An 11,898-nucleotide genomic window follows, 5' to 3' on the forward strand; every position below is an offset into this window, starting at 1 on the left:
CCTGCAGGCCCTGTTGGCCAGCGACGCGCTTCCCTCGGGGACCCTGCACACCCGCTATGTCGAGGAGCATGCGGAGACCCTGCTCGCCACCGAGGAGGACCGGGCGCGCTACTTCGAGCCGGCGGGCGGCGGGGCCGTCCGCAAGGCCGGGGCGAAGATCGACCTGGTCGATCCCCTGGCGGTCCTGTCGGTCAAGCCCGGCGAGGGCGGCGTCGCGGCGGCGCCGGAGGCCGCGGCCCCCCGCGAGGCGGCCCAGGGCCCCGCCGGGACCGTGCCCGTCCTGACCCCCCTGCAGGGGCTGGTCCTCAGCCTCGCGGTCTCGCCCGGCGACACGGTGCGAGCCGGACAGCCCGTGGCGGTGATGGAGGCTCTGAAGATGGAGCACGTCATCGCCTCGGACGTCTCCGGGATTGTCCGCGAAGTGACCCTGGAGGCCGGCGACACCGTTTTCGAGGACACGCCGATCCTGTTCGTCGAGCCCGGCGAGGTGGAGGGCGACTATGTCGGCGCCCGGGCGCCCGATCCGGACGAGATCCGTCCGGACCTGGCCGAGGTCCAGCGCCTGCACTTCCTGGCCAGCGACGCCGGGCGGCCACAGGCGGTCGAGCGGCGGCGGGCCCACAACCGGCGCACGGCGCGCGAGAATGTCGCCGACCTCTGCGACCCGGACACCTTCATCGAGTACGGCCCCCTGGTCACCTCTGGTCGCATGCGCTCGGACACCCCCGAGGTGCTGGAGGAGCGGCTGGTGCGCACCTCGGCCGACGGCATGGTCATCGGGGTCGGGCAGGTGAACGGAGACCGGTTCGGTCCCGACCGGTCGCGTTGCGCCGTGGTGGCCTACGACTACACCGTCCTGGCCGGCACCCAGGGGACCAAGAGCCACCAGAAGACCGACCGCATGCTGCGCGTGGCCCAGCACAGCAAACTTCCCGTGGTGCTCTTCTCCGAAGGCGGCGGCGGCCGGACGGGCGGCGGCTCCGGTCCGCCCATCGGATCCTCCGGCGTGACCTCCCTCGGCGGGCTGTCGACCCGGACCTGGCGAGAGCTAGGCAAGCTATCGGGCCTGGTTCCCATCGTCGGCGTCAACGCCGGCTACTGCTTCGCGGGCAATGTGGTCCTGCTGGGCGCCTGCGACGTCATCATCGCCACGAAGGATTCCTCCATGGGGATCGGCGGGCCGGCCATGATCGAGGGCGGCGGCCTCGGGGCCTACTCGCCCGACGAGGTCGGGCCGGTGAGCATCCAGGAACCCAATGGGGTGATCGACCTTCTGGCGGAAGACGAGGCGGAGGCCGTCGCCCTCGCCAAGGCCTACCTCTCCTACTTCCAGGGTCCGCTGTCCGACTGGACGGCGCACGACCAGCGCCCCCTGCGGCACATCATCCCTGAGAACCGGCGGGCGGTGTACGACATCCGCAAGGTCATCGAGACCCTGGCGGACGCAGGCTCCATGCTGGAGCTGAGGCCGCGCTGGGCGACCTCCATGATCACCGCCCTGATCCGCATCGAGGGCCGGACCGTCGGGGTCATCGCCAACAACTGCAACTCGACCTCGGGCGGGGCCATCGAGAGCGTCGGGGCGGACAAGGCCAGCCGGTTCCTGCAGCTCTGCGACGCCTTCGACATCCCGATCCTGTCCCTGATCGACACGCCCGGAAACATGGTCGGCCCGGAGGCGGAGAAGACGGCCCTGATCCGCCACTGCGCGCGCATGTACGTGGCCGGCGCGAACATCACTGTCCCGGTCTTCAACATCGTCCTGCGCAAGGCGTATGGCCTGGGCGCGATCGCCATGGCGGCGGGCAGCTTCGACGAGACCTTCTTCTCGGTCGCCTGGCCCACCGGCGAGTTCGCCGGCATGGGTCTGGAGGGCCAGATCAAGCTGGGACGCCGGGCGGAACTACAGGCCATCGAGGACATCCCGGCCCGCCGGGCCCTCTACGACAAATGGGTGGCCGAGGCCTACAACTGGGCGCGCGCCGTGAACGCCGGTACGGTCTTCGAGGTGGACGACGTCATCGATCCGGCCGACTCCCGCAAGTGGATGGCGATGGGGCTGAGGGCCAATCCCCAGCCTTCCCGCACAGAAAAAAAGCGGGCCTGGATCGACACCTGGTAGGGGATCTGCCGTGGAACAGGGAGGACTGTCTCACGACAGTTCCGGTCGTATGTCACGCTCGCCGGGCCGGCCAGGTCTTGAACCTTCGCGCCCAGCCGGGACAGGGTCTTCCGGACACGGACGCCGGAGCCCCGCATGCGCCTGGACAAGGCCACCGCCCTTCTTCACCTCGCCCGTCGCCTGGCGGGGTCCGCAGAAGGTCTCAGCCTGGAGGAGGTCGCCGAAGAATTCGGCGTGGATCGCCGGACCGCCGAGCGGATGCGGGACGCGGTCCGCGACCTCTTCCCCCAGATGGAGGAGATCCGCGAGGGGCGCGCCAAGCGCTTCCGAATCCCGGGTGGCCTTGACCCCTTCTTCGAGACTCCGACCGTCGAGGAACTGGCCGACCTCGCCCTGGCGGCGGAAGCCTCCCGCCAGGCCGGCCTGCCCGACCGAGCCGAAAACCTGATCCGCCTGGCGGGGAAGGTGGAATCCCGGATCCGGCCGGGCCTGAGGATCCGCTACGCCGCGGACGTGGAGGCCCTGGCCCTGACCGAGCGCATCGCCCTGCGGCCCGGGCCTCGCCCGGCCTGCAACCCCGAGGTCCTGCGGCGGCTGAGGGCGGCCCTGCTGGCCATGAAGCAGGTTCGCTTCGCCTACACCGCACGCGGCGAGGGCGAGGCGATGATGCGCACCGTCGATCCGTGCGGCCTGCTTTTCGGCTCAGTCTATTACCTGGTCGGACGCCGCGAGGGTGCGCCGGAGCCGGTTCTCTGGCGCCTGGACCGGATGGCGGACGTCGAGGTGCTGGACGGCGCCGCCCAGGTTCCGGAGGGTTTCGAGATGGAAGCCTTCGCCAACCAGTCGTTCGGCGTCTTCCAGGAGCCCGCAGAGGACGTTGTGCTGCGCGTACGGCCGGGATCGGCGGACCTGGCCCGGGCCTTCCTCTTCCACCCCGGCCAGACCTTCGAGACCCAGGCCGACGGGAGCCTCATTCTGCGGATGCGGGTCGGCGGGTTGCTGGAACTCTGCTGGCACCTGTTCACCTGGCGGGGCGAGATCGAGATCGTGGGGCCCGAGCGCCTGAAGACGCTGATGTCGGAGGAACTGGCGCGGTTCCCGTCCGTGGAGTCCGCCGCGCCAAACGACCCGTCCTGACGTGTGGGCCGCTTAGGGTGACGCCCGTAGGCGCCGAGGAGGCGCCAGGAGGGCAACATGAAACCCATCGTCACCGCTGCGCTTTGCGCGTCCATCCTCGCCGGCTGCGCGTCGTCGCCTGACAGGATCTCGGCCGCCTATGTCTCGCCGATCCAGTATTCGGGCTATGACTGCGACCAGGTCCGGTCGGAGCTCATGCGGGTCTCGGGCAGGGTGCGGGAGGTCGCCGGCGCCCAGAAGCAACAGGCCAACAGCGACGCGATCGCCATGGGCGTCGGCCTTGTCCTCTTCTGGCCCGCCCTTTTCTTCTTGGCTGGCGGCAATGACCGCAAGGAGGAACTCTCTCGCCTGAAGGGCGAGTACGACGCTCTGGAGCAGGCGGCGATCCAGAAGAGTTGTCCGGTGGCGGCGGAACTGCGAGCCGGCCGGGGAGGTTGACGCCCTTCCGCCCGGCGACCGGACTTCCGGCAGGACCTGAGCCACCGCGGGATCTAGTCTCCTGCGGAAGAACGCCCCGCCGGCCGGCCGAACGCCCCTCGAAGCTGGCGGCCCATGCGATTGAGTGCGACCACGTCCGCCGCGCCAGGGGACAGGGCGTTGATCCAGGCGATGAGACGGGACGCCCCGCCCATCATCCGGAGCCCTGGCCGGGTCTCAAGGGAGTCGGCGATGAACCGGGCGACCATTGACGGCGCGGCGACTGACGTTCCCATGGAGCGCCAGAGGTCAAGGTACGGTCGCTCAGCGTCGGTCTCGGCCGGTTCCGGGCACAGATAGCTGACCACGATGTCGCGGCCCTCCAATCTCAGTTCCCGAGTGATCGCCTCGCTGAAGGCCGCCAGGCCGGCGCGCGAGGCGACATCCACTGTGTAGTACGGCAGGGCCAGCCGGCCGTCTGCAAAGCCGCCGACATGGGCGATCACACCTCCGTCCCGGACCCGGTCGATGAGACGGCGCGTCGCGAGGATCGGTCCCTCAAGATTGATCCTCAGCAGACGGCTGATCTCGTCTTCGGAGTGATCGGTAAGAGGCTTGCGCACATCGATCCCCGTCACGAAGACGGCGGCGTCCAGATCCGACAGGGCCGCGACCCCCTCTTCGATGCTCTCCGGGCTCTCGAGGTCGATCGCCACCTTTCCCGCGAGAGGGCCGTCGAGGAGGGTCCCGCCTGGCCGGCGGGTAACCGCGACGACGGCGGCGCCCCTGCGGATCAGCTCCGCCACCAGCGCGGCGCCCAGTCCGCCCGTCGCGCCGAAGACCGCAATTCTCCGGCCCTTAAGCACTGTCGCCCTCGACGGTTCGACCAGGAGACCCCTGCTTTTGATTCTCACCCTCTACAGGAACACTACCAAATCGTTTAATACCAATATAAATTAACCAAGCCCCAGACATCAAAAGCCAGACGACAGCCAGATTCTCGAATAATTGGTAGTAATTTAAATCAAATAACATTGAATTCTGTGCATAAAATGTGATGGTGACCAATGAGAGGAATATCATTGATGATCCCGCTATCATGGAAAACACTATTGCATTTATTCTATTATGCAAAGCATAATAACAACTCAGCAAACAACAAATGACTATCCACATATCAGGTACTGAGAAAGACATAAACCATGATCTATATCCGATAACTTTAATTCTTGATGGTTCTAGTTCGTCTAATGGCAGAATTCCACCCAAAATCAATAGCCATTCAGCAATTAATACAACTGCGGTTATAGAGGTTATGACTATTATTTTTCTCATGTTCTTTGATCTTTCTATTTAAGGAATATTCAGTATGTTTGAATTCTACAGAGACCTAAATATCCGTCCCCAAGAGCGAAAACGTCAGGACGAGGTCGGCGCACGGACCAGATTGGGCAGAAAGAACAGCGGCCAGACAAAGACCAGAAGGTTGGGAAGGAACCAGGAGGGGTCGAACTCTCCCATCAAGGTCCAGTACGCCACGGCCATCCCGCCCGCCATCGACCAGAGCGCCAGCGAAACGGCGGCGAGGGTTCGCCATTCGCCCTGTCGCCGGGAGGCCAGTATGGCCCAGGCGCCGAAGGCGGTCGCCGCCAGATCCAGCGGGAGGAACGACCAGTTCCAGGCGACCAGGTGTCGATCATGATACCCGGAGAAGAGATAGGCGTCGGGAACATGCACGATCCCCAAGAGATAGGCGGCCGAGAGCACCCAGTAGAGGGAGAACGCCACATCGGTGATCACGATGCCCAAGGCGAGGGTCCGGCTCATCGGGGCATGGCCCGCGCGCTTGAGCAGCACTTCCGACACCGCACTTCTCCTTCACATATCGATCGTTACGTTTTCCCTTTTCACATCACGTATGTTATGTGTCAATCCATGCCGAGACTTGTGGACCACGACGCCCGGAAGGGTGAACTTCTCGACGCCAGCCTCGCCCTGGTGGCGGCGGAGGGCATAGAGGCGGCGAGCCTTCGTCGCCTCGCCCGGGCGGCGGACTGCACGACAGGCGCCATCACCTATTACTTCGAGGGCCGGGACGCCCTGCTGGTGGCGATGCTGCGACGGGCTCACCAGACAACCGGGGCTCGTATGCTGCGGGCGGCGGGACGAGGCGCTTCGCCGCGGGACCGCCTCTGGGCGGTGCTGATGGAAGCCCTCCCGCTTGATCCTGAACGGCTGGCGGAATGGCGGGTCTGGCTCGCCTTCTGGGGAGCGGCGGCCGGCCATCCCGAACTGATCGAGGAGAATCTGGCGCGCTATGCGGAATGGCGCGCGCTCCTGCAGTCCCTGGTGCGCGACATGGCGGGAGACAGAGCTGACCTCTCCCTGAGGGTGGACGCCTTGATCGGCCTCGTAGACGGCTTCGGGCTTCAGATCGCCCTCAGCAAGGGTCTGCACAGCGAAGGTGCGGCGACCCTGCGGCAGTCCGCCGAGAGGCTGCTGAAGGCGCAGTTGGATGAGCTTGTGAACGCCGAAGGCTGATACGCCGAAGCCAGGTCTCGCCAACCGGTGCCTGAGACTTTAGGCCTGTACCCATGACGACCCTGCACACCCTTGGCCAGCAGTCCCTCTTCGCCCTCGAGACGATGGCCGTGCTGGCCTGCGCCCTCTCGGGCGTGCTGGGCGCCCTGCGCCAGAGGATGGACCTGGTCGGCATCTGCGTCTGCGGCTTCCTGGCGGCCTTTGGCGGCGGGGTGCTGAGGGATCTCCTGATCGACCGGCGCCCCTTCTTCTTCGTCGAGCACCAGGGGGTCCTGCTGGCGGTCCTCCTCCTCAGCGCCGGCAGCGCCATCCTTGTCGGGCGCAGGGGCCTGGAGTCCGGCGAGCGGTGGCTGCGGATCCCGGACGCCGTCGGGCTCGGCCTGTTCAGCGCCACGGGGGTCCACCTGTCCTGGATGGCCGGCCAGCCGCCCCTGGTGGCCATCCTCATGGGGGTCATCACCGGCAGCTTCGGGGGCGTTCTGCGCGACCTCATCTGCAACGAGATCCCGGCCCTGTTCCGCGACCATCGCCCCTACGCCCTCTGTGCGGCGGCGGGCGGAGCGGCTTACGCCGCCGCCACCCTGCTCCAGGCTCCTGCAGGCGTTGCGATCGCCGCTTGCGCCCTGTTGACCACCGGCCTTCGCATCCTCGCCCTGCAGCTCGACTGGAGGCTGCCGCCGACGGAGCCGGGCTGACGGCGGCGGCCTTGTCCGCAAAGAGGCTCCAGGATAGCTTGCAGGCTCCGGGGCTTCGCAACCTCCCGAACAGGCCTCACCGCCCAAGCGTTGCCTTTCCCGTCCGCCCTGCGGCGGAGGAGGAGGCGTGAGGAATTGATGTCGGATCCCCTGCACCCCCCCGCTTTCCGCGAGCTCGTCGGCGCCTTCGCCCGCATCGGATGTCTCAGCTTTGGCGGGCCGGCCGGCCAGGTCGCTCTTATGCACCGCGAGATCGTGGAGGAGCGGCGCTGGCTGACCGAGGACCAGTTCCTGAACGCCCTCAACTTCTGCCACCTGCTTCCCGGGCCGGAGGCCCAGCAGCTGGCCACCTGGATCGGCTGGAAGCTCCATGGCTGGCGGGGCGGCCTGGCGGCGGGCCTGCTCTTCGTCCTGCCGGGCGCCCTGGTGATCCTGGCACTGAGCCTGGCCTATGTCATGGCGGCCGAGGCGAGCTGGTTCGCGGCCCTGTTCCTCGGGGTGAAGGCGGCGGTCCTGGCCATCGTCCTGCAGGCCCTGATCCGGATCGGCGGTCGCGCCCTGGATACCCCCCTGCGGCAAGGGCTTGCAGGGGCGGCCTTCCTGGCGCTTTTCGCCCTGGACCTGCCCTTTCCCTGGGTTGTGGGCATGGCGGCGGTGCTGGGGGCGCTCGTGGCGCGGGTGCGCCCCGGCTGGCTGGGAGTGTCGCCGCCCGCCGATGTCGGCGCCAGGACCGCTTCGCCCTGGGCGGCGTCCGTCCGAACCGTTCTCGTCTGGGGGCTGATCTGGGGGGCGCCCCTGGCGGCGGTCTTCCTGGCTGTCGGTCCCGACCATGTGCTCTGGAAGATCGGCGTCTTCTTCTCGCAGCTGGCTGTGGTGACCTTCGGCGGCGCCTACGCCGTGCTGGCCTACATGGCCCAGGAGGCGGTGCAGGGGTTCGGCTGGCTCTCCACCCCGGAGATGGCGGACGGCCTGGGGCTGGCCGAGACGACGCCCGGACCCCTGATCCTGGTGACCCAGTTCGTGGGCTTCCTGGCGGCCTTCCGGGCGCCGGAACCCTTCACCCCGCTGGTGGCGGGGCTCCTGGGGGCAGGCCTGACCACCTGGGTGACCTTCGCCCCGTGCTTTCTCTGGATCTTCACCTTCGCCCCCTGGATCGAGCGGCTGCAGGCGTCGACCTTCCTGCGGGGGGCCCTGTCGGCCCTCACCGCTTCCGTCGTCGGCGCGATCGCGAGCCTTTCCCTCTGGTTCGCCCTGCACGTCCTGTTCGCCCAGGTCGGAACCCTGCAGGCGGGCCCCCTGCGCCTTCCAACCCCTTCCGTGGAGAGCCTGGATGGCCGGGCGGCCATCCTCACGATCGTGGCCCTGGCGCTGGTCTTCGGCCTGAAGTGGGGCGTCCTGAGGGTCCTGGCGTCCTGCGCCGTCGGCGGCCTCCTGCTCCTGATCTTTACCTGACGGCGGCGGGGGGTGACATGCGGGCCGGGAAGGGCCTAGGAAGGTGTGGACATGTCCCACGCCTTCACTTCTGACTTCCGCGACCGCATGGCCGAGGCCTGTGCGTCCTTCCCGCGGATCGCCCACTCGGGCGGAGAGCTGAAAAGGGCGGCGGTGGCCCTGACCCTGACGGCGGCGGACGATGGCTCGGGGCAGACCGCCTTCGTCCTGACCCGCCGCGCAGCCAGCCTGCGGGCCCACTCCGGCCAGTGGGCCTTGCCCGGCGGGCGGCTGGACCCGGGCGAGACCCTCGAGGAGGCTGCCCTGAGGGAGCTTTCCGAAGAGGTCGGGCTGGACCTGCCGCAGAGCGAGATCCTCGGCCTGCTGGACGACTATCCCACTCGCTCAGGCTATGTGATCACCCCCGTGGTGACCTGGCTCGAGGACGCCTCGGCCCTGCGACCCAACCCGGCGGAGGTGGCCTCCACCCACCTGATCCGGCTGGACTACATCGCCGCCCCGGACGCGGTGGACTTCGAGACCATCCCCGAGAGCGACCGCCCCCTGATCCGGCTGAGGATCTCCGAGGAGCATCACATCCACGCCCCGACGGCGGCGGTGGTGTACCAGCTGAGGGAACTGGTCGCCGGCCGCGTCACACGGGTGACGGAGCTGGAGCAGCCAGTCTTCGCCTGGCGCTAGGGGGAACTGTCAAGCTGGACCCGGAGTTACGGTGACATTGGGAGAAATAGATCATCGCTCAAGGTATCGGGACTTGTTGTGCGGCAGGCCCGGGACAATAACGCGCGCAAGTCTGGTCATCGGTAGAGCTCCCTAGGGTCAAGGAACTCAGGACCAGGGTTTCGTACAGTGTCACCGTAACCCCCACTGCATCGGCACCATGTCCACTTGGCGCAGTACAACATTGGCGCGGATCGCAATGACGATCACCATGAGCCCAAAGAAGAGCGCAATTGCTGGAGCGACCATAGAGGCCTCCTGAGTGCGGTATCGAGACCATGACAAGAGCCGGTGTCGCTCGCTACGCGCAATCTCACTGGTGCAGGCTTGGTTGCCGGCAGGTTGTTCGATGCACATGGCACAGCTAGAATTCCAGGATGGTCGAAATAGCCCAGATGCGTGAGGATCTGATCCTGGGGTGGCGTGCCACATGCGAGGCCGTTGCATCGGAGCGCATCTATCTTGGCAGAGTAACCCTCCCGCCCTTTGATCCCAACAACCCGTTCCAGCGCAACCACATCAGGAAGGATTGGCCAAGTTATGTAGTGCTGGATCGCGATGCCGTCGTCGGCTGGGCTGATGTCACGCCGGTGGACATTCCAGAGTGCGCGCATCGGGGGATTCTTGGCATGGGACTCCTCGCCTCTCATCGAGGAATGAGGCTTGGCAGCCGCTTGCTGGAGGCCTGCATAGCTCACATGCCCCGCACACAAATGAGCAAGATTGAACTATCCGTCTTCAGCTCAAACACAGCTGCGATCGCGCTTTATCGGCGGTTCGGCTTTACCGAATTTGGCATGGTGCGCGACCATCGACGCCTAGACGGCGTAAGCTATGACGCCCTGCTCATGGAGCTGGCAACTTAATCTGATGCGTGAATTGAATGTCGGAGGCGCCAGGTGTCAAAATCCCAAGCCAAGGCTCAAGGCGCAGCTCTTTGGGAGTTACGGTGACACGGTATGTAATGGATCGTCACCCAAGGCATCGGGACTTGTTGTGCGGCAGGCTGGGGACAACGACGCGCGCCAGCCTGGCCATCGGTAGAGCTCCTTCAGGTGACGGCACTCAGTCGCACAGCAGGGGGTTTCGTACAGTGTCACCGTAACCCCCCCGGAAGCCCCGCTCCGGCCCGCGTTCGCGGTCCACCTCCCCCTCAAGAGGGGGAGGAATTACGGCGCCGATTGCTCCCCCAAAGTACGAGAGGATCAGGTCGTGATCGCCGCGACGACCGCTTCGAAGACGGCGCGCGCCTTTTCACGCATTTCCTCGTCCGTCGCATCCTGGATGGGATGGTCGACCAGGAGATAGCGCGCCTCCTCCATGCCCAGCGCCTTGCGCTGGACCTCGGCGGCCTCGGCGAACTCGCTGGAGGCGATGGAGACGGCGGGAAGGCCCTGGATCTCGAACCACACAGTGTCGTGCAGACTGCACGTCGTGCATGATCCTCAATCGGCGAGGGCTTCCACCAGGACGCTGCATTCCGACTTGATCTTCAGCCGCAGGTCCGAGGGACAGGGCTTGGTGAAGGTCGGCTTGGCGTAGCGCCGGATCTCGTTGTCCGGGAAGCGTTCGGCCAGCAGGCGCTCCAGCTCGTCCAGGAGCACGTTGCCCCGGGGCTTGCTGATATCCAGAAGGCCGATCACCCCCTCGATCTTGCCCGTCCTGGGCGTAATCTGGCGGGCGACGGGCACGCGCTCGTCTGTCGGGTCCAGAATGGTGGTCATCAAACTCCTCCCATTTCCGAAGCAGAGGCTATCAGCACTCGATCTTCCTGGAAACGACCGTTGAGCCCATGGCCCCGGTCACCCAGCCGTGGAAGGCGGCCGAGAACTTCCCCGCCTCCGACCCGGCCACAACGATGTGGATGTACTTCCCGTCCGCGAACTTGGGAGCCGGGGTCGCCAGCATCTCCGGGGTCATCCGGGCGGCGGAGGCGGCGGGGATGCCGGCGCCCGAGACCTCGTTGGAGACCATCTCGCGGAGCGGACGGGCGGTCACCTCCTGGATGCGGTCGCGAAGCCTCGACTTGGGGTACGGCCCATCCACTGTGAGGGTCCTCACATGCTCGGGGCAGACCACCAGCAGAGCGTCCACCGGCATCCTGTGGATCTTGGGCAGGAACATGCCTTCCAGGCCCAGGCCGAGGGTCCCGGCGATCTGGTCGGGCCGGCGGGATTCCTGGTCGACGATCTGGACCGGACCGCTGGTCATGGCCAGGGCGGTGACCACCGAGTCCTCCGGGCGGAAACCCCGCTCGACTTGCAGGGGCTCCCAGGGCGATCCCTCCTCCCACTCGGCGAAGCACATGGTGAACTTCATGGGGTTGGACAGGGTGGAGCGGTCCACACCCCCGGGGCGCGCGCCGCCAAGGTTGCGGATCACAAGGCGCACCGCCCGCCCGATGGTGGCGTTGGCCCGGTTGCCCGCGCCCAGGGCGGCCAGCTTCATGTTCATGCCGATCCGGTGGCGGATCGGCCCGTTCACCACGAGGACGGGCGAGGCGCCCATGGTGGTGGCGTTGACCCCATGGATGTTGAACTCATCGGTGCAGACGGCCTCGACGGCGGCTATGACCACCGGCAGGTATTCCGGCCGGCAGCCGGCCATCACGGCGTTGATGGCGACCTTCTCCACCGTAGCGGGCGCCAGGTTGGGGGGCACGATGGCGACGACGTCCTGCGGGTTGCGGGTCGTGCCCGACAGCATGCGGATCACACGCTCAGGCGTCGGCGGGACCAGGGGAAGGCCGTCGCTGAAGCCCTGGTCGAACATGAACTCGTCGATATCGTCGGACCCGGCGATCTCGATCCGGCG

The 11,898-nt window shown here is 66.6% G+C and carries 11 protein-coding genes and 1 pseudogene; 8 read left to right on the forward strand and 4 right to left on the reverse strand.

What is annotated here, in order from left to right; genetic code table 11:
* The 3 genes from IM632_RS10235 to IM632_RS10245 form a co-directional block, all read left to right on the forward strand.
* Nucleotides 1-2,122: carboxyl transferase domain-containing protein (locus IM632_RS10235; RefSeq protein ID WP_296552305.1), on the forward strand; the 2,122-nt coding region annotated here is incomplete at its 5' end.
* 135 nt (nt 2,123-2,257) lie between these two features.
* Nucleotides 2,258-3,259 (forward strand): YafY family protein, encoded by a 1,002-nt coding sequence (locus IM632_RS10240; protein WP_296479588.1) that lies wholly within the window; start codon nt 2,258-2,260, stop codon nt 3,257-3,259.
* Between the two features lie 57 nt (nt 3,260-3,316).
* Nucleotides 3,317-3,697, forward strand: a complete 381-nt coding sequence (locus IM632_RS10245) for a hypothetical protein (RefSeq protein ID WP_293523908.1) — start codon at nt 3,317-3,319, stop codon at nt 3,695-3,697.
* A gap of 53 nt (nt 3,698-3,750) precedes the next feature.
* On the opposite strand, the gene IM632_RS10250 is transcribed toward IM632_RS10245, so the two are convergent.
* Together IM632_RS10250 and IM632_RS10255 are read right to left on the reverse strand one after the other, a co-directional pair.
* Nucleotides 3,751-4,590 carry an SDR family NAD(P)-dependent oxidoreductase gene (locus IM632_RS10250; RefSeq protein WP_296479587.1) on the reverse strand — a complete coding sequence of 280 codons (840 nt, stop codon included), beginning with the start codon at nt 4,588-4,590 and terminating at the stop codon, nt 3,751-3,753.
* A gap of 505 nt (nt 4,591-5,095) precedes the next feature.
* The gene (locus tag IM632_RS10255; protein WP_296479586.1) at nt 5,096-5,542 is read right to left on the reverse strand and encodes a DUF5360 family protein; all 447 of its coding nucleotides are present in this window, start codon (nt 5,540-5,542) and stop codon (nt 5,096-5,098) included.
* Nucleotides 5,543-5,611: 69 nt separating this feature from the next.
* Between IM632_RS10255 and IM632_RS10260 the strand changes: the two genes are divergently transcribed.
* The 5 genes from IM632_RS10260 (at nt 5,612) to IM632_RS10280 (ending at nt 9,950) form a co-directional block, all read left to right on the forward strand.
* Nucleotides 5,612-6,217 (forward strand): TetR/AcrR family transcriptional regulator, encoded by a 606-nt coding sequence (locus IM632_RS10260; RefSeq protein ID WP_296479585.1) that lies wholly within the window; start codon nt 5,612-5,614, stop codon nt 6,215-6,217.
* Nucleotides 6,218-6,270: 53 nt separating this feature from the next.
* A complete protein-coding gene (locus IM632_RS10265) occupies nt 6,271-6,912 on the forward strand; it encodes a trimeric intracellular cation channel family protein (RefSeq protein WP_296479584.1) in 642 nt (213 codons plus the stop codon).
* 138 nt (nt 6,913-7,050) lie between these two features.
* Nucleotides 7,051-8,364, forward strand: coding sequence for a chromate efflux transporter (gene chrA / locus IM632_RS10270; protein ID WP_296479583.1), 1,314 nt, complete (start codon nt 7,051-7,053; stop codon nt 8,362-8,364).
* 51 nt (nt 8,365-8,415) lie between these two features.
* Nucleotides 8,416-9,045: a CoA pyrophosphatase gene (locus IM632_RS10275; RefSeq protein ID WP_296479582.1), complete on the forward strand. Its 630-nt coding sequence runs from the start codon at nt 8,416-8,418 to the stop codon at nt 9,043-9,045.
* 434 nt (nt 9,046-9,479) lie between these two features.
* The gene (locus IM632_RS10280; RefSeq protein WP_296479581.1) at nt 9,480-9,950 is read left to right on the forward strand and encodes a GNAT family N-acetyltransferase; all 471 of its coding nucleotides are present in this window, start codon (nt 9,480-9,482) and stop codon (nt 9,948-9,950) included.
* A 339-nt stretch (nt 9,951-10,289) separates the two neighbouring features.
* Here the strand turns inward: IM632_RS10280 and IM632_RS10285 are convergent, their stop codons facing one another.
* Nucleotides 10,290-10,808: a UGSC family (seleno)protein gene (locus IM632_RS10285; protein ID WP_296479580.1), complete on the reverse strand. Its 519-nt coding sequence runs from the start codon at nt 10,806-10,808 to the stop codon at nt 10,290-10,292.
* Between the two features lie 31 nt (nt 10,809-10,839).
* Nucleotides 10,840-11,898 (reverse strand): annotated as a pseudogene (locus IM632_RS10290) (hypothetical protein); the annotation flags it as partial.

Source organism: Phenylobacterium sp. (assembly GCF_020402505.1).
Classification (GTDB): domain Bacteria; phylum Pseudomonadota; class Alphaproteobacteria; order Caulobacterales; family Caulobacteraceae; genus Phenylobacterium.